The organism is Pseudomonas sp. GM102 (assembly GCF_000282555.1).
Taxonomy (GTDB): Bacteria; Pseudomonadota; Gammaproteobacteria; order Pseudomonadales; family Pseudomonadaceae; genus Aquipseudomonas.
In genome coordinates this window covers 153,102-171,108 of sequence record NZ_AKJB01000045.1, presented here as the reverse complement: position 1 = coordinate 171,108, position 18,007 = coordinate 153,102, and the positions used below count along the sequence as shown (strand labels likewise).

The 18,007-nt window shown below is 59.4% G+C and carries 16 protein-coding genes and 1 riboswitch; of the genes, 8 read left to right on the top strand and 8 right to left on the bottom strand.

Annotated features, from left to right (window positions below):
* Positions 1–839: MFS transporter (locus PMI18_RS20850; RefSeq protein WP_007898045.1), on the top strand; the 839-nt coding region annotated here is incomplete at its 5' end.
* 56 nt (positions 840–895) lie between these two features.
* Here PMI18_RS20850 and PMI18_RS20855 read toward each other — a convergent pair.
* The gene (locus PMI18_RS20855) at positions 896–1,783 is read right to left on the bottom strand and encodes a formate/nitrite transporter family protein (protein ID WP_007898044.1); all 888 of its coding nucleotides are present in this window, start codon (positions 1,781–1,783) and stop codon (positions 896–898) included.
* A gap of 225 nt (positions 1,784–2,008) precedes the next feature.
* Entirely contained in the window at positions 2,009–2,413 is a 405-nt protein-coding gene (locus PMI18_RS20860; RefSeq protein ID WP_007898043.1) for an acyl-CoA thioesterase, read from the bottom strand.
* Positions 2,414–2,604: 191 nt separating this feature from the next.
* Positions 2,605–2,707, top strand: a riboswitch (S-adenosyl-L-homocysteine riboswitch).
* Between the two features lie 23 nt (positions 2,708–2,730).
* Here PMI18_RS20860 and ahcY point away from each other — a divergent pair.
* From ahcY to PMI18_RS20880, 4 genes are all read left to right on the top strand, one after another.
* Positions 2,731–4,140 carry an adenosylhomocysteinase gene (gene ahcY, locus PMI18_RS20865; protein ID WP_007898042.1) on the top strand — a complete coding sequence of 470 codons (1,410 nt, stop codon included), beginning with the start codon at positions 2,731–2,733 and terminating at the stop codon, positions 4,138–4,140.
* Between the two features lie 195 nt (positions 4,141–4,335).
* On the top strand, positions 4,336–5,181 hold the full coding sequence (gene metF, locus PMI18_RS20870) for a methylenetetrahydrofolate reductase [NAD(P)H] (protein ID WP_007898041.1): 846 nt from the start codon (positions 4,336–4,338) through the stop codon (positions 5,179–5,181).
* Positions 5,182–5,369: 188 nt separating this feature from the next.
* Positions 5,370–6,185: a substrate-binding periplasmic protein gene (locus PMI18_RS20875; RefSeq protein ID WP_007898040.1), complete on the top strand. Its 816-nt coding sequence runs from the start codon at positions 5,370–5,372 to the stop codon at positions 6,183–6,185.
* A 222-nt stretch (positions 6,186–6,407) separates the two neighbouring features.
* Positions 6,408–8,267 carry a DEAD/DEAH box helicase gene (locus PMI18_RS20880; protein WP_007898039.1) on the top strand — a complete coding sequence of 620 codons (1,860 nt, stop codon included), beginning with the start codon at positions 6,408–6,410 and terminating at the stop codon, positions 8,265–8,267.
* A 248-nt stretch (positions 8,268–8,515) separates the two neighbouring features.
* Here the strand turns inward: PMI18_RS20880 and PMI18_RS20885 are convergent, their stop codons facing one another.
* Both PMI18_RS20885 and PMI18_RS20890 read right to left on the bottom strand, forming a co-directional pair.
* Positions 8,516–9,109, bottom strand: a complete 594-nt coding sequence (locus PMI18_RS20885; RefSeq protein WP_033036109.1) for a YceI family protein — start codon at positions 9,107–9,109, stop codon at positions 8,516–8,518.
* Between the two features lie 32 nt (positions 9,110–9,141).
* Positions 9,142–9,693 carry a cytochrome b gene (locus PMI18_RS20890; protein ID WP_007898037.1) on the bottom strand — a complete coding sequence of 184 codons (552 nt, stop codon included), beginning with the start codon at positions 9,691–9,693 and terminating at the stop codon, positions 9,142–9,144.
* Positions 9,694–9,977: 284 nt separating this feature from the next.
* On the opposite strand from PMI18_RS20890, the gene PMI18_RS20895 reads away from it, so the two are divergent.
* Positions 9,978–10,907: a YncE family protein gene (locus tag PMI18_RS20895; protein WP_007898036.1), complete on the top strand. Its 930-nt coding sequence runs from the start codon at positions 9,978–9,980 to the stop codon at positions 10,905–10,907.
* Between the two features lie 82 nt (positions 10,908–10,989).
* Here the strand turns inward: PMI18_RS20895 and PMI18_RS20900 are convergent, their stop codons facing one another.
* Positions 10,990–12,765 (bottom strand): flavin monoamine oxidase family protein, encoded by a 1,776-nt coding sequence (locus tag PMI18_RS20900; protein ID WP_007898008.1) that lies wholly within the window; start codon positions 12,763–12,765, stop codon positions 10,990–10,992.
* A gap of 222 nt (positions 12,766–12,987) precedes the next feature.
* On the opposite strand from PMI18_RS20900, the gene PMI18_RS20905 reads away from it, so the two are divergent.
* The gene (locus PMI18_RS20905) at positions 12,988–14,394 is read left to right on the top strand and encodes an adenosylmethionine--8-amino-7-oxononanoate transaminase (RefSeq protein ID WP_007898007.1); all 1,407 of its coding nucleotides are present in this window, start codon (positions 12,988–12,990) and stop codon (positions 14,392–14,394) included.
* 199 nt (positions 14,395–14,593) lie between these two features.
* Positions 14,594–15,313, top strand: coding sequence for a 16S rRNA (uracil(1498)-N(3))-methyltransferase (locus PMI18_RS20910; protein WP_007898006.1), 720 nt, complete (start codon positions 14,594–14,596; stop codon positions 15,311–15,313).
* A gap of 124 nt (positions 15,314–15,437) precedes the next feature.
* Here PMI18_RS20910 and PMI18_RS20915 read toward each other — a convergent pair whose 3' ends face one another.
* The 3 genes from PMI18_RS20915 to PMI18_RS20925 are packed head-to-tail and all read right to left on the bottom strand — an operon-like array spanning position 15,438 to position 17,978.
* Positions 15,438–16,340 carry a transporter substrate-binding domain-containing protein gene (locus PMI18_RS20915; RefSeq protein WP_007898005.1) on the bottom strand — a complete coding sequence of 301 codons (903 nt, stop codon included), beginning with the start codon at positions 16,338–16,340 and terminating at the stop codon, positions 15,438–15,440.
* A 27-nt stretch (positions 16,341–16,367) separates the two neighbouring features.
* Positions 16,368–16,718 (bottom strand): RidA family protein, encoded by a 351-nt coding sequence (locus PMI18_RS20920; protein ID WP_007898004.1) that lies wholly within the window; start codon positions 16,716–16,718, stop codon positions 16,368–16,370.
* 18 nt (positions 16,719–16,736) lie between these two features.
* Entirely contained in the window at positions 16,737–17,978 is a 1,242-nt protein-coding gene (locus PMI18_RS20925) for a D-amino acid dehydrogenase (protein WP_007898003.1), read from the bottom strand.
* Positions 17,979–18,007: the final 29 nt, after the last annotated feature.

The following is an 18,007-nucleotide window of genomic DNA, read 5'->3' as shown; positions in this document are numbered from 1 at the left end:
TCGGCTCGGTGGTCGCCGCCGGTCTGGTGGCACCAAACAAACGAGCCCAGGCGATTGCCATGATGTTCACCGGCCTGACGCTAGCCAACGTGCTGGGCGTCCCATTGGGCACCGCGCTCGGGCAATACGCCGGCTGGCGCTCGACGTTTTGGGCCGTGTCGGTGATTGGTGTGATTGCGGCCATCGCACAGTGGGTCTGGCTGCCCAAGGAAATCCCCATGGACAAGGCCAACCTGGCCAGCGAGTTCAAAGTGCTGGGCAAGGTCAACGTGCTGCTGGCGCTGGGCATGAGCGTGCTGGCGTCCACCAGTCTGTTCAGCGTGTTCACCTATATCGCGCCGATCCTGCAAGACATCACCGGTGTCAGCCCGCATGGCGTGACGATCATGTTGCTGTTGTTCGGGGTCGGCCTGACGGCGGGCAGCATACTTGGCGGCCGATTGGCGGACAGTCGTTTGCTGCCTTCTCTGGTGGGCATGGCGCTGGCTGTGGTCGTCGTGCTGGCCGCTTTCAGTCAGACCAGTCATTCAGTGATCCCGGCGGCGATCACGCTTGTGTTGTGGGGCATCTTCGCGTTTGCGCTGTGCCCGATTCTGCAATTGCTGATCATCGATCAGGCTCATGAAGCGCCGAACCTCGGATCGACGTTGAATCAAAGCGCATTCAATCTCGGCAACGCAGCCGGTGCATGGATTGGCGGGCTGGTTGTGGCCAGTGGCGCGGATCTGGCGGACTTGCCGTGGACCGGCGCATTGGTCAGTGGGTTGACGGTGCTGGCGGCGCTTTTCTTCATCTACCTGCAGCGTCGTAGTGCTGTCACGGTCAATGTGTCCGGCTAAGCGCAATCCCACAGGTTTTACGTCTTGAACTGACTGGCATCAGGTACTTTTACCCTTCATTTTTTGATCTTCTGCGGTTCGGGCTCTTGGTCCCGCTGCGCAGAGGTCTTCGGTGGTCCGCTTTCACTGCGAATCTGCGCGTGACTGATCAGCGCGAAGATAAAACTGCCACCGATGATGTTCCCCACCAGCGTGGGACCTGCAAACACCAGCCAGAAATCCTTCCACGGCAACTCGCCGGCGAACACCAGGTACGAAACCTCGACCGATCCAACCACGATGTGAGTGAAATCTCCCAGCGCCATGAAATAGGTGATGAGGATGATGATCCACATCTTGGCGCTTTCCATGGACGGGATCATCCAGACCATGGTGGCGATCATCCAGCCAGAGATGATGCCTTTGGCGAACATTTTGCTGGCATCGTTCTCCATGACCTTGCGCCCGATGTCGAGGAAGGCCAGATCGGTCTTGGTGTCGAAAATCGGCAGGTGCAGCATCACGTACGCCACCAGCAGGGTGCCGCAGAGGTTGCCCACCAAAACCACCGACCACAGCCGAAACAACCGACCGAAATTACCCAGCGTAGGCTTGCTCATGATCGGCAGTACGGCAGTCAGGGTGTTTTCGGTGAAGAGTTGCTGACGGGCGAGAATCACCGCGAGAAAACCTGCGCAGTAACCAAAACTGGCGATCACCTTGAAGCCTTCGCCGTCCGGCAGACGCGAGTTCAGCAGCCCCATACCCATCAGCGACAAGCCCATGGTCAGGCCGGCAGCCAGGGCCGACCACCACAGCGCCGCAACGCTACGCTCGAGTTCCTGATTACCTTGGGTGCGAATGATTTCGTGCAGCACCGCCGCGCGCGGTGGCTGGCTCTTGTCGACCTCGCGCTGTTCTTGCGCCGAGAGGTCCGGGGTCTTGCCGTCTTGGGGCGTGTCCATAAAACTCCTGAACCAGTGGTGGGTCGTTTAATTACGACACGTGGGGTTCGGAGCTGTTCACTACCCGCCGAAACGAAGCAACCCCTGTGGCGAGGGAGCTTGCTCCCGTCGGGGCGCGAAGCGGCCCTGAAATCTGCCATCGGGCTCGTTCAGACAGACTTCACTATCAGCTTACGACTGCTCCGCAGCCGAGCGGGAGCAAGCTCCCTCGCCACAGAACGGCAATTACTCGCCGATGTCTTCATCCTTGAACTGGTCTTTGACGTACCTGATCTCGGTCCGGCCGTGCGGCGCGGGCAGGCCGTCTTCGCCCAGGTTCACGAAAACCATCTTCTCCACCGTCAGGATGCTCTTGCGGGTGATCTTGTTGCGCACTTCGCAGGTCAGCGTGATCGAGGTGCGACCGAACTCGGTGGCGGTGATGCCCAGCTCGATGATGTCGCCCTGGCGCGAGGCGCTGACGAAGTTGATTTCGGAAATGTACTTGGTGACCACGCGCTGATTACCCAGCTGGACGATGGCGTAGATCGCCGCTTCTTCGTCGATCCAGCGCAACAGACTGCCGCCGAACAGCGTGCCGTTGGGGTTGAGGTCTTCGGGTTTTACCCATTTGCGGGTGTGGAAATTCATGGGGGCTCCGAGGTTGAGTTGTTTGGGCGATAGGGTTATAGCCCCCAGCTTCAAGTTTTAAGCGACAAGCTGCAAGTTAAAAGCCGATCTGCGTTTGCTTGCCGCTTGTAGCTTGTCACTTGCCACGAGCCGGATAAAGAAAGCTATAATCACCGCCGATTTCAAAACGGCTCCTACCGTTTTCCCGCCACCTGTCCGAGGGGCGCTGCAGCAGGTTCGACCTGTCAGGCTCGGATGGGGCGTTGACTGGCCATGATCGGCCGATCACTAAACGCACAACGGCGCCCATTCGCATACATTACGAATGGAGGCTCATCATGAGCGCTGTTATCACGCCTGTAGATTTTAACGATTACAAAGTCGCCGACATGTCCCTGGCTGCCTGGGGCCGTCGCGAAACCATCATCGCTGAATCCGAAATGCCAGCCCTGATGGGTCTGCGCCGCAAATACTCCGCCGAGCAGCCGCTCAAAGGCGCGAAGATTCTCGGCTGCATCCACATGACCATTCAGACTGCCGTGCTGATCGAAACCCTGGTTGCCCTGGGTGCCGAAGTACGTTGGTCGTCCTGCAACATTTTCTCGACTCAAGACCAGGCCGCTGCCGCTATCGCTGCTGCCGGCATCCCGGTTTTCGCCTGGAAAGGCGAGACTGAAGAAGAGTACGAGTGGTGCCTGGAGCAAACCATCCTGAAAGATGGCGCGCCTTGGGATGCCAACATGATCCTCGACGACGGCGGCGACCTGACCGAGCTGCTGCACAAGAAATACCCGGCGATCCTGGACCGCGTCCACGGCGTCACCGAAGAAACCACCACCGGCGTTCACCGCCTGCTGGACATGCTGGCCAAGGGCGAGCTGAAAATTCCGGCCATCAACGTCAACGACTCGGTGACCAAGAGCAAGAACGACAACAAGTACGGCTGCCGTCACAGCCTGAACGACGCGATCAAGCGCGGTACCGACCACCTGCTGTCCGGCAAGCAAGCGCTGGTCATCGGTTACGGTGACGTGGGCAAGGGCTCGGCCCAGTCCCTGCGTCAGGAAGGCATGATCGTTAAAGTGTCCGAAGTCGACCCGATCTGCGCCATGCAAGCCTGCATGGACGGTTTCGAACTGGTTTCGCCGTTCATCGACGGTATCAACAACGGTACCGAAGCAAGCATCGACAAAGCACTACTGGGCAAGATCGACCTGATCGTGACCACCACCGGCAACGTCAATGTTTGCGACGCAAACATGCTCAAAGCCCTGAAGAAGCGCGCTGTGGTCTGCAACATCGGTCACTTCGACAACGAAATCGACACCGCTTTCATGCGCAAGAACTGGGCATGGGAAGAAGTGAAGCCACAGGTTCACAAGGTTCACCGTACCGGCCCGGGCGCTTTCGACGCTCAGAACGACGACTACCTGATCCTGCTGGCCGAAGGCCGTCTGGTTAACCTGGGCAACGCCACTGGCCACCCAAGCCGCATCATGGACGGTTCGTTCGCCAACCAGGTTCTGGCGCAGATCTTCCTGTTCGGCCAGAAGTATGCCGACCTGTCGCCAGCCCAGAAAGCCGAGCGCCTGACCGTTGAAGTACTGCCGAAGAAACTCGACGAAGAAGTGGCCCTGGAAATGGTCCGCGGTTTCGGTGGCGTGGTCACTCAACTGACCAAGCAACAGGCTGACTACATCGGCGTGACCGTCGAAGGCCCGTTCAAGCCGCACGCTTACCGCTACTGATCGGTCCTGCTGTCCGCTTCCTCAAGGGGAGCGGACTCATGCAGGAACCACGCGCGCTCTGTAGGAGCGAAGCTTGCTCGCGAACGCTTCACCACGGCGTTTCTGAAACGCCGCGGCGCCTGCTTCGCGAGTAAGCTTCGCTCCTACAGAGAACGTAGCGTCCTGCAAGGCTTATACGCTTCCAAGGATATGACCATGTCCCAAGACCGCCGCTACAGCTTCGAGTTCTTCCCGACGAAGACCGATGCTGGGCATGAAAAACTGATCGCCACTGCCCGTCATCTGGCGACCTACAATCCTGACTTCTTCTCCTGCACCTATGGCGCTGGCGGTTCGACCCGTGATCGCACCCTCAACACCGTGTTGCAGCTTGAAAGCGAAGTCAAAATCCCTGCCGCACCGCATCTGTCTTGCGTGGGCGACAGCAAGGACGACCTGCGCGGCCTGCTGAGCCAGTACAAGGCAGCCGGCATCAAGCGTATCGTTGCGCTTCGCGGTGACCTGCCCTCGGGCATGGGCATGGCCAGCGGCGAGATGCGTCACGCCAATGACCTGGTTGAATTCATTCGTGAAGAAACCGGCGATCATTTCCACATCGAAGTCGCCGCTTACCCGGAAATGCATCCCCAAGCGCGCAATTTTGAAGACGATCTCAACAACTTCGTGCGCAAGGCCAACGCCGGCGCCAACAGTGCGATTACCCAGTACTTCTTCAACGCCGACAGTTATTTCTACTTCGTCGAGCGTGTACGGGCGAAGGGCGTGAACATCCCGATCGTGCCGGGGATCATGCCGATCACCAACTACAGCAAGCTCGCGCGCTTTTCCGACGCCTGCGGTGCGGAAATCCCGCGCTGGATCCGCAAGCAACTGGAAGCCTACGGCGACGACACTCAGAGCATTCAAGGCTTTGGTGAGCAAATCATCACCGAGATGTGCGAACGCCTGCTGCAGGGTGGCGCTCCAGGGTTGCATTTCTACACGCTGAACCAGGCTGAGCCGAGTCTGGCGGTGTGGAATAACCTGAAGTTGCCGCGTTAAAAGCAAAGCAAAAGCAAAGGCAAGATCAAAAGATCGCAGCCTTCGGCAGCTCCTACGCGCCTGTGGAAGCTGTCGAAGGCTGCGATTTTTTGCTTTGCGGCGCCCCTTTATTGTGCAGTCATATCCTGAGATAGAGCTTCTGGATCCGGTTTCTGGCTCTTTATGATTTCTCGTCGTAATCTCAATCCATGCCCCTGATCGCTCAGTTACTGACCGTGCTTCTGTTCACTTGCCTGAGCCTCACCGCCCGGGGCGAGAAGTTGCGTATTGTCACCGAGCCCTGGGCACCTTACGTGTACGAGGAAAACGGCAAATCGCTGGGCCTGGACTACGAAACCACGGCCATCGTCTTCAAACGCCTCGGGATCGACGTCGAATGGCAGTTCTTGCCATGGAAACGCTGCCTGTCGATGCTTGAGCAAGGCCAGGCGGATGGCGCGCTGGATATTTTCCACAGCGACGAACGCGACGCGACTCTGCTCTACCCCAGCGAACCGCTCTCGCAAGTCGAATTCGTAATGTTCTATGCCAACGAGCGACCCTATCCGTTTCGCACGCTGGACGATCTGAAAGGCCTGACCATCGGCACCTCGCCAGGCTACCTGTACAGCAAGGACTTCAGCGAATCGACGCTGTTCACCCAAGAGCCGGCCCCCACCCATGAAGCCAACTTCGGCAAACTGGTGCGCGGGCGCATCGACCTGCTGATCACCGATCGCCGGGTTGGCCAGCATTTGCTCGATCAACTGAATATCCGCGACAAGATCACCGAGAACCCGATCATCATCAGCCAGCAAAGCCAGTTTCTGGCGGTACGCCGCAATGCCGGGATGGATTTGTTGGTGCAGCGTTTCGGTGCCGAGCTCAAACGCTTCAAGCGCGAGCCGGCCTACGCCGAACTGAGCGCCCGCTATGGCGCCGGCCCGGCCTCCGAAGCACGAGCCACCAGCGCCACCACAACCGGCGGAAAAACCGTTGAGCAGCAGGAAAGCGGCGCGCAGTGATTGCTCTGTTATACTCCGGCCTTCCCGCCAGGCTCACGCCCGGACGCTCGGACTTGTTCAAGGCATCTCGATCCCGCTACAGCGCAGCTTTTCAGCCCGCGCGAGCGCTCCAGACGAGCCTTCGAGGCCCAGCAGGACCGGACGGGATTGCGTCCTCTTAAACGCGATTCGCGCCAGGCAAGACTCCCATTGGGCCAAGCCCTAACTAAAACAGGATTACTCATGTCCTTTGCTTCCCTCGGTCTCTCCGAGGCTTTAGTCCGCGCCATCGAGGCAGCGGGCTATACCGAGCCTACTCCGGTGCAACAGCGGGCCATTCCCGCCGTGTTGCAAGGTCGCGACCTGATGGTTGCGGCACAGACAGGTACTGGTAAAACCGGTGGTTTCGCCCTCCCGATTCTGGAGCGGTTGTTCCCCAACGGTCACCCGGACAAATCCCAGCGTCACGGCCCGCGCCAACCGCGCGTACTGGTCCTGACCCCAACCCGCGAACTCGCGGCCCAGGTGCACGAGAGCTTCAAGGTCTATGCCCGTGACCTGAAGTTCGTCAGCGCCTGCATCTTCGGCGGCGTCGGCATGAACCCACAGGTTCAGGCCATGTCCCGCGGTGTCGACGTGCTGGTAGCCTGCCCCGGTCGCCTGCTCGACCTCGCCGGCCAAGGCAGCGTCGATCTGTCCCACGTGGAAATCCTCGTGCTGGACGAAGCCGACCGCATGCTCGACATGGGCTTTGTCCATGACGTGAAAAAGGTCCTCGCCCGTCTGCCGAGCAAACGCCAGAACCTGCTGTTCTCGGCGACGTTCTCCAAAGACATCACCGACCTCGCCGGCAAGCTGCTGCACAATCCGGAACGCATCGAAGTCACGCCGCCGAACACCACGGTCGAGCGGATCGAACAACGCGTATTCCGCCTGGCCGCCAGCCACAAGCGTTCGTTGCTGGCGCACCTGATTACCGCCGGCGCCTGGGAACAGGTGCTGGTGTTCACCCGCACCAAGCACGGCGCCAACCGCCTGGCCGAGTACCTGGACAAACACGGCCTCACCGCCGTTGCTATCCACGGCAACAAGAGCCAGAACGCCCGCACCAAAGCCCTGGCCGACTTCAAGGCCGGTGAAGTGCGCATCCTGGTCGCCACCGACATCGCCGCTCGCGGCCTGGATATCGACCAGTTGCCTCACGTGGTCAACTTCGAACTGCCGAACGTCGACGAAGATTACGTGCACCGTATCGGCCGTACTGGCCGTGCCGGTCGTTCGGGCGAGGCGATCTCGCTGGTTGCTCCAGACGAAGAAAAGCTGCTGAAAAGCATCGAGCGCATGACCAAGCAGAAGATTGCCGACGGCAACCTGATGGGCTTCGACTCCAGCGCTGTGGAAGCCGAGAAACCTGAAGTCCGCGAGCGTCCGGATGTGCGTAATCCGCGCAACCCACGTGGCCCGCGCGGCGACGGTCCGAACGGCAGCGGTGGCGGCGGCGGTCGTAAAGACAAAGGCAAGGACAAGGGCGGCAAGGAAAAACCTGCTGCCACTGGCCGTGGCGATCGCCCTGCCCGTGAACACAAGCCTCGCGAAGGTACCCCGGCGCGTGAGCAACAGCGCCCGGCTCCTCGCGCCGCCGCTGACCGCGCTCCGGACGAGTTCCTGGACGACGATGTCGACAACTTCGGTAACCGCGTCGACTACGTGCCTCAAGCCAAACCTGCCCAAGGCCGTGGTCGCCGTCCGGGCGCTCCGGCACAAGGCACAGGTGCTCCGCGTACCGGTCAGCCACAAGGTCGCCAAAACGGTCCGCGCAGCAGCAGCGGCGCAACCACCGGCACCCCACCGGCCAAGCGCAGCGGCCCACGCAACGGTGCTCCACGCGATGGCCAGGCCCGTCGCGAGGAGTCCCGCAACCGCCGTCCGGCCCGTGACGAGCAGCCTCGTTCGGAACCGGCCGTGCAGAACCCGCGCGGCCCGGCACCGAAGATCATTCACAAGGAGTCGAAAAGCGATCGCTTCCCGACACCTGAGCAGCTTGATCAACTCCCAGGCCGTCCACGCGGCGAAAAACCAGCCTTGCTGACCCGCAATCGCTGAGTTTTCAAAGCCATGAAAAAATGCCCCGGATCTCACGATCCGGGGCATTTTTTATGCCTCAACAAAAAACTTGTAGGAGCGAGGCTTGCCCGCGAAGACGTCATCCCCTGCACCGCAAAAACCGAGTCGCCCCCTTCGCCGGCAAGCCTGGCTCCTACAGGGGCATGTGCCGATCGGCCCTAATCCATCAGAAACAAAAAACGCCCCGGATCGCGAGATCAGGGGCGTTTTTGTTCAAGCAGCGAAATTCACTTCGCTTTCACACCTTCAAACGTAATGTACAGTTCGACCGCGTCAGACTGTGGACCCAGGTCTTTCTGTTTGCCGAAATCGGAGCGCTTGATGCTGGCGGTGCCTTCGAAGCCGGCACGGTAGCCGCCCCATGGATCCTTGCCTTCACCCAGGAAGGTGGCTTTGACCACGATTGGCTTGGTCACACCCAGCAAGGTCAGGTTACCGGTTACGTCGGCAGTGTCTTTGCCAGCGGCGTTTTTGCCGGTGGATTTGACGCTGGTGGAAACGAACTTGGCGTCGGCGAATTTGCCCACGTTCAGGAAGTCACCGCTGGAGATGTGCTTGTCGCGTTCGGCGTGGTTAGTGAACACGCTGGCGGTGCGCACATTGAACTCGATCTTGCTGTCTTCAGGCTTGGCGGCGTCGAAACTGAACTTGCCGTCGATATCCTTGAAGGTACCGGTGATGTAGCTGTAACCCAGGTGGCTGATCTTGAAATCAACGAAGGCGTGCTGGCCTTCTTTGTCGACAACGTAATCGGCCGCCATCACGTTAGCCGACAGCAGAGCAGAACCGATTGCCAGAGCGGCGAGCGTCTTTTTCAACATGCTTTCTATTCCTTTGGAGTCGAGGTTGAACATCAGGCTTTGCGTCCCAACATTCGAGTCAGGGTCGCATCACGATCGATAAAGTGGTGTTTCAATGCTGCCAACGCATGGAGGCCGGAAAAAATTACCAGCGCCCAGGCCAGGTACAGATGGATCACACCGGCGGTGTCTGCCTGGTCCGGTAGTCCGGATACCAGTGCAGGAACTTCAAACAGGCCAAACACCGGGATCCCGACACCGTCTGCGGTGGAAATCAGGTAACCGGCAATCATCACAGCGAACAGCCCTAGATAGAGAAAGGCATGGCCGAACACGGCGCCAAGACGCGTCATGCGGCTATAACTTTGCAGGGGCGGTGGAGGTGGGCTGATAAAGCGCCACAACACCCGTAGCAACATGACTGCAAACAACACCAGGCCAATGCTCTTGTGCAGATCCGGCGCATCTTTGCGCCAGGAACTGTAGTAGTCGAGACCAACCATCCACAGCCCTAAGGCGAACAGGCCGAAGACCGCGAGCGCCACCCCCCAGTGCACGAAGATGCTGATCCAACCGTAGCGGGAAGAAGAGTTACGTAGCTGCATTGCCCAAATCCTGTAAGAACTGCGCCCAAGACTATCGAGTTATCTATCGATTTAAAGCGGAAAATTTCGCTCTGAAATATCGAAAAATACGATCAAGACCTTGGGGTCGAGATATTAAGAGAGTGTTAACCAGAAGAAAAAACCTACAGACGCTGTCCCATGCTCGCTTCCAAAAAGTCTTTACCACTCGTCAGAACTGTCATATCTGACAGTAGTCACCATTACAGGTCATTGATGAACCTGATCTCGGGCGTTAGCCCGAGCGTCTGAACAGGAGTTCTACCATGAGTCACCATTCGAGTTCATCCCCCGCGACTACGGGAAACCTATCCAATTCGATACCCGTAGGGGCAGGGCCGCGAGGGATAGCCATCAACAACGATGGATCACGGGTTTTTGTTTGCAATTACATTTCAGGCAATGTGTCAGTGATCAACACCCGGAACAGAAAGGTAATCCACACCATCGCTGTCGAGCATTACCCCCAGAACATCGTTCTTGCCCATGGAGGGAAAAGAGCTTATGTGACCAACTACGGGTCAAGTTCGGTTTCGGTTATTGATACTGAAACCTATGCGGTGGGTAACGTCACGGTGGGAAGATATCCTCGGGGAATCGTCGTAAGCCGAGACGGCAAGCATGTTTACGTCACCGTTCGACAAAATAAAGAGTGGCTGGCAATTATTGATACCCGCACTTATGCGGTGAGCAGAGTGAGAGGATTACCCTCTCCCTCCATAAGTGTGGATATCAGCCAGGACGATTCGCGTCTTTATATTTCCAGCACAAACTCTCCTGATGGCCCTTATCAGGACGCACTAACGATCATCAGCAGCAAGACTTTCAAAGTCCTCGATATCATCAAAACCGAAAAGTATCCGTCAGCAGTTACTGTCAGTCCCGACGACAAAGAAGTGTATATCGTGTGTCTGGACGCTCAAAAACTGACCGTATTGGACCCTAAGTTATCGACCACCAGGCATTTCGATTTTGTGACTTGCGAAGGGAAAATAGTGTTCGGCGAAAAAAACGCTTATGCCGTTGATCAAATCAAAAAAGAGGTCGTGGAGATTAATACCGCCACGTATGAAATCGTTCGCCGGGTGCCCATCCCTGGTGCTTCCGAACCGTATGACATGGTTCTTGATCAACATAACCATGCCTATGTCAGCGACTACCAAAGCGACGAAGTCCATAGTGTCGATCTAGCTTAGCGTCAAAGCAAAATCAGCAGCGACATACGCAAGACATAAAAAAAGCGCGGCATCACTGCCGCGCTTTTTTTGATTCCAGGACTTACTGCGTCTTGGTTTCAGTCGTCGCCGGGGTCTTCGCAGCAGTACTGACCGCTGGTTTCTTCACCGGCTCAGTCTTTTTCGCCGTCGCCTTGACTGGAGCTTTTTTGGCTTCGGTTTTGGCAGCAGGCTTTTTCACTGGTGCTTTGACCGGTGCTTTCTTGGCAGGTTCTGCTTTCACCGGTGCCGCAGGCTTCGGCGCCTCAACCGGTGCTGGCGCTGGAGTCGGCGCAGGTACAGGGGTGGGTGCCGGAGCAACCGGTGCCACGGGTACTGGCGCCTTGGCCGGTTCCGGTTTGTCGTCAGAACCGCCGAACAGGTTGGTGAAGAAGTTGCCTTTCTTCGCCGCCACTGCACCTGCAGCTGCTGCGGTCGCCGCCGGAACAACTTTCGCCGGCTCAAACGATTTGCCTGCCGCCAGGTCTTCTACCTGACTGGCTGCACGCTGACCGGTGCGCAATGCGCCTTCCAGAGTGCCTGGGTACAAGGCGTCGGTGTGTTCGCCGGCAAAGGCTACACGTTGCAGCGGACGCTCCCACAGGCGCCAGTACTTGCTGATCTGGCCCGGGCCGAAGGCCAGGTAAGCGCCACCCATCGACGGGTCGGTGCTGTAGCGACGGATTTCATAACCGGTGAACGAACCGCGTGCCTGTGGATAAAACGCATGCAGGCGAATCAGTACCTGATCAACCATCTGCTTGTCGCCGAAGGCCTGCATCACACGCGCGTTGTCGCCGGACAGGTTGATCACCACGTTGGCGCCACCCTTCAGGGCCGGCTCGACCCACAACATGCCCAGGCCGGTGTTGCTGTAGATCTCGCCGGACATGCGCGCCTTGCTTTCCCATACTGGCGTCTTGAACTTCAGCATGATCTGGTCACGCCAGCCGTAGTTGGTGCCTTTGATGGCGCCCAGGTGCTGGGCATCCAGCGCCGGGGTCATCTGGATTTTGTTCAGTGCCCGCAACGGCACGGCCAGCACGACGTAGTCCGCCTGATAGCCAACACTGCCGACCTTCACGGTCACGCCGTCCTTGTCCTGAGTAATGGACGAAACCGGCGAGCTGGTCTTGATGGTTTTCAGTTGTTTGACGAAGGCCTGGGCCAGCACCGGGCTGCCGCCCGGCAGACGCGAGGCGCGCAGGTCACGGTCGGCAACGCCACGGTAGACGCGGCTCTGTTGTGCGAAGTACAGCAGCGACAAGCGCGAAGGTTCGTCATAACGGGTACGAATCTGCTGATTCACCAACTGACGCGCAGTGGCTGGCAGATTCAAGCGATCGAGCCAGTTGGACACGTTGATCTGATCCAGGGCGAACAGCGTGCTGTTGGCGGCCGGGTTCTGCGGGTCTTCGATCGAACGCGCCAGATCATCCAGAGTCTTTTCGTAGCGTTTCAGCGCGTCGCTGGTGGCCGGCTGTTTAGTTGCCAGATCGGCGGCGGTGAAATATTCACCGTCGATCAGGTAGCTCGGCGTCCGCACGAATTCTGGGGCTGGCGTGGTGGTCAGCTTGAACGTCGAGACGTATTTGTTCAGCACCGGTTGGGTCTTGTCGTTGCCAATCCACTCACTGGTGGCCATGCCGGAGCGACCGCCCAACGTCGGCTTGGCTTCCAGCAGGGTGACCTGCCAGCCTTTGTTCTGCAGTTCGTACGCCGCGGTGAGGCCCGAAAGCCCGCCACCGACCACGATCACCGTTTTATCCTTGGCCAGCGCCGAAACGCTGAACAGCCCCAACATCACCAGCGCACAGGCGCGCAGCCAACCAGCAGACATTCAGCGAACTCCGGAAATACACGAGGAAATAGCGGTTTTACGAGTCAGACGACTCAAAGAACCGCGAAGAATACGTCAGCCATCAAAACGCCGCCAGCGACGTCTATCTCCTTATACAAAGTAGCTCAATCGACACAATGGGTTGTCCCGATGACGCGCATTGCATAGGCTTGCGCGATTGTTTGCCCGCGCACCAAGCGAGCCGCCTCGAGGAGACTGAACATGGGCCTGAATAATCAGTGGATGCAACGCGATCTCGCGGTGTTGTGGCATCCCTGCACCCAGATGAAAGACCACGAACAGCTGCCGCTGATCCCGATCAAGCGCGGTGAAGGCGTCTGGCTGGAAGACTTCGAAGGCAAACGCTACCTCGACGCGGTCAGCTCCTGGTGGGTCAACGTGTTCGGCCACGCCAACCCGCGGATCAACCAGCGCATCAAGGATCAGGTCGATCAGCTGGAACACGTGATCCTCGCCGGTTTCAGCCATCAGCCGGTGATTGAATTGTCGGAGCGTCTGGTGAAGATGACGCCCGAAGGCCTGACCCGGTGTTTCTATGCCGATAACGGTTCGTCGTGCATCGAAGTCGCGCTGAAAATGAGCTTTCACTACTGGCTCAACCGCGGCCAGCCGAACAAAAAGCGCTTCGTCACCCTCACCAACGGTTACCACGGCGAGACCATGGCGGCGATGGCGGTGGGCGACGTGCCGCTGTTCACCGAAACCTACAAAGCCCTGCTGATGGACACCATCAAGGTGCCAAGCCCCGATTGCTACCTGCGCCCCGAGGGCATGAGCTGGGAAGAACACTCACGCAACATGTTCGCCGCCATGGAACAGACGCTGGCCAAAAATCACGACAGCGTGGCCGCCGTGATTCTGGAGCCGCTGATTCAGGGCGCCGGCGGGATGCGCATGTATCACCCGGTGTACCTGAAGTTGCTGCGCGACGCCTGTGATCGTTATGGCGTGCATTTGATTCATGATGAAATCGCCGTCGGCTTCGGTCGTACCGGAACGATGTTCGCCTGCGAACAGGCCGGCATCCGTCCGGACTTCCTCTGCCTGTCCAAGGCCTTGACCGGTGGTTACCTGCCGTTGGCGGCGGTGCTGACCACCGATGAGGTCTACAGCGCCTTCTACGACGACTACCCGACCCTGCGCGCCTTCCTGCACTCCCACAGCTACACCGGCAATCCGCTGGCGTGCGCGGCGGCACTGGCGACGCTGGATATCTTCGAAGAAGACAACGTCATCGAGAACAACAAGGTGCTGGCTCAACGCATGGCCTCCTCCACCGCGCACCTGGTCGATCACCCGAACGTTGCCGAAGTGCGCCAGACCGGCATGGTGCTGGCCATCGAGATGGTCAAGGACAAGGCCAGCAAGACCGCTTACCCGTGGCAGGAACGTCGTGGTTTGAAAGTGTTCCAGCATGCGCTGGAGCGTGGTGCTTTACTGCGGCCGTTGGGCAGCGTGGTGTATTTCCTGCCGCCGTACGTGATTACCCCGGAGCAGATCGATTTTCTGGCCGAGGTGGCCAGCGAAGGCATCGACATCGCCACCCGCGACAGCATCAGCGTGGCGGTGCCGAAGGACTTTCATCCGGGCTACCGTGATCCGGGCTGAAGCCATACATAGATTCCCTGTGGCGAGGGAGCTTGCTCCCGCTCGGCTGCGAAGCAGTCGTAATCCGGTCTGCGCGTTTTAACTGACAAAATGCGGTCGCCGGGTTTGGGGCTGCTACGCAACCCAGCGGGAGCAAGCTCCCTCGCCACAAAAGCTGATTGCGCACGCTGCTACATTCGACTTTTTACAGAGACCCAAGATGAGACTGTCCCGCTTCTTTATCGACGCCCCCTTGAGCATCGGCGAACACGAGCTTCCCGAGGCCCAGGCCCATTACATCAGCCGCGTGCTGCGCATGGCCGAGGGTGATGCGGTGCAATTGTTCGACGGCTCGGGCCATGAGTTTCGCGGCACCCTGGCGGAAGTCGGCAAGAAGCGCGTCCTAGTGAATATCGATGAAAGCTTCGCCGGGCAGGTCGAGTCGTCGCTTGCGGTCCATCTCGGCCAGGGCTTGTCCCGTGGCGAGCGGATGGACTGGGCGATTCAGAAAGCCACCGAATTGGGCGTCAGCGAAATCACCCCGATCTTCACCGACCGCTGCGAAGTCCGCCTCAAGGACGAGCGCGCCGACAAACGCCTGATGCACTGGCGTCAGGTGGCGATCAGCGCTTGCGAGCAGTGCGGGCGCTCCTCGGTGCCGGTGATTCATCCGCCGCTGCTGTTGGCCGATTGGCTGAAGCAGACGGAAGCCGAATTGAAACTGGTGCTGCACCCGGTGGCCGAGCCGCTGGTGAGCCATGCGAAACCGGCGACGCTGGCGTTTCTGATCGGCCCGGAAGGCGGGTTGTCCGACGCTGAAGTCGAACAGGCCAAGGCTGCTGGCTTTCACGCCGCCCGCCTCGGCCCTCGCGTATTGCGTACCGAAACCGCGCCGGTGGTGGCGTTGGCGGTGGCTCAGCAGTTGTGGGGGGACTTTTAGGTTTGATCGCTCCCACGCTCCGCGTGGGAATGCAGCCCGGGACGCTCCGCGTCCCATCAAAAGCCGAACGCGGAGCGTCCGTAGAGGCATTCCCACGCAGAGCGTGGGAACGATCTTTCAGGAACTACTGCACCGGATCACTCACCGGCTTCGCAATGATCGCTTTCAACTCGCTGGTCATCGGAAACTCAAGGTTCAAACCTTTAGGCGGAATCGGCTGCTGGAACCAGCGGTTGTAGATGCCATTGATTTCCCCTGAGCTATACAAATCGGCAAGCGTCGAGTTCACCAACTCGAGAAATTGCGGATCGCCCTTGCGCACCATGCAGCTGTAGATTTCCCGCGATTGCTCCTCACCCACCACGACCCACTTATGCGGATCACGAGCCTTGGCCCGTTCACCGTAGAGCAGCGCATCATCCATATAGAACGCCGCCGCCCGCCCTGACTGCAGCATCTGGAAGGCTTCGCCGTGGTCCTTGGCGCTGATCACAAACATATCGATCTTGTGATCGACGTTGTAGCTCTTCAGAAACCGCTCATTGGTGGTGCCGGCGGTGGTCACAACGTTCTTGCCGCGCAGGTCGGCGAAGCTTTTGATGCCGCTGTCCTTCGCCGTGAGCAACTGCCCCTTCACGTAGATGAACCCATAGGAAAACGCCACTTGCTGCATGCGCTCGGCGGTCACGCCGGTGGAGCCACATTCAAGGTCGACCGTGCCGTTCTGCACCAGTGGAATACGCGTTTGCGAGGTCACCAGGTTGTACTTCACCTGCAGATCCGGCAGCTCGAGTTTTTGCTTGATGCGCTCGACAATCTTGCTTGCCAGGTCCACCGAATAGCCCATCGGCTGCCCCGTGTGATCACCCACGTAAGAAAACGGCACCGACGCATCGCGATAGCCCAGCGTGATGCTCTTGGCATTGGCGACCTTGTTCAGCGTGCCGGTCAGCGGCGCTTCGTTCGCTTGGACCTGACTGGCGAGCAGTAGCCCGAGGGTGCAGCCGATCAACGTGATTTTTTGCATTGTTATTCTCCGTTGTGGGTAAGGCGATTAGCGGCGGGCGGCGATCACGGTGATTTCCACCAGGACCTCTGGACGGGCCAGTTGCGCCTGCAACGTGGTGCGGGTCGGTGCCTTGTCCGGCGACAGCCATTGTGACCAGACCTCGTTCATGGCGGCGAAGTCGCGGCCAATGTCGCTCAGGTAAATGGTCGCGTTGAGCAAGTGATCCTTGTCGCTGCCAGCCTCGGCCAGCAACGCATCGATCTTCGCCAGCACTTCGGCGGTTTGGCTGGTGACGTCGGTGCTGTCACCCGGAACCTGTCCCGAGAGAAACACCAGATCGCCAAAGGTCACCGCGCCAGAGAGTCGGCTGTTGCTGTTGATACGCTTGATGCTCATCGGTTTTTCCTTTTCAAGTCAGGCGACGCGGGGGGCGAGGCCCTGCATTTCAATCGAGGGTGCGCGCCGGGCAATCAACTCACTCAGCAGCCGCGCGCTGCCGCAGGCCAAAGTAAAACCCAAGGCGCCATGGCCGAGGTTGAGCCAGAGGTTGCGGTACGCCGTGGCGCCAATCAACGGCACGCCGCTGGGGGTCGCCGGGCGCATGCCGGCCCATTCGATGGCGGCGTCATAATCGCCGGCATTGGGCAAGGTTTCCTGCGCCTGGCGTTTGATCAGCGCCAGACGCTTGGGATCGAGTGCCGGGTCGAAACCGACAATGTCGACCATCGCCGCCACTCGCAGTTGTGTACCGATGCGGGCGTAAACGATCTTGCGGTTGTAATCGGTGATGCTCAGCTCTGGCGCGCGGTGTTCGGCGCGGATCGGCATGGTCAGGCTGTAACCCTTGAGCGGATACAGCGGCAGGTTCATGCCCGGCAACGCCAGCGCCGGGCTGCGATGACCGGCAGCAATCACCAGTTGCTCAACCGGCAATACCTGCGCGCCCATTTCGACGGCCTGCACCGCGCCGTCCCCGTGGCGAATGCCGGTGACCGTGCGGCCCGGCAAAAACTCGCAACGCCCCGACGCCTTGAGCCGGGCCACCAGTTGCAGGCAGAACGCATGGCAATCGGCGACTTCTTCATCGGGCGTGTAGATCGCGCCCACAAACGGCGCATCGGCGAGCGCCGGCTCCAGCTGTGCGCACTCGGCCCGGGACAACATCTGCTGCTGTCGCGGATCAGCCAGACTGTGGCACGCATGCTCGAAACTTGCGGCTTCGCGAAACGTCACCAGTTTGCCGTTGCGCCGCCAGTCGAAACCGTCGAGGCGGTCTTCGTCGCGCCAGCCTTGCAGCGTGGCCTGGCTCAGCAGCGCAAGGCGCAGCAGGTGTGCGCCGTTGCGCTGATTCACCGAACGCCGACAGGCCGCCAGAAAGGCCGCCATCCAGCGCCATTGCGCCGGGTCCAGGCGCAGGCGCAGCTTCAACGGCGAGTCACCGCGCAACATCCATCCCAGCGCCTGCAACGGTACGCCGGCATCGGCCAGTGGCGCGACGTAGCGGTAGGACAACTGGCCGCCGTTGGCGAAACTGGTCTCGCTGGCAAACGAATCCCGGGCCTCGATCAGCGTCACGTCGATGCCGTCGCGAACCAGTGCGTAAGCCGTTGTCAGCCCGATGACGCCGCCACCGATGATGCAAACCCGCTGAGCCATGTCAGTCCTTAAGCGTTGTTGAAACGTGC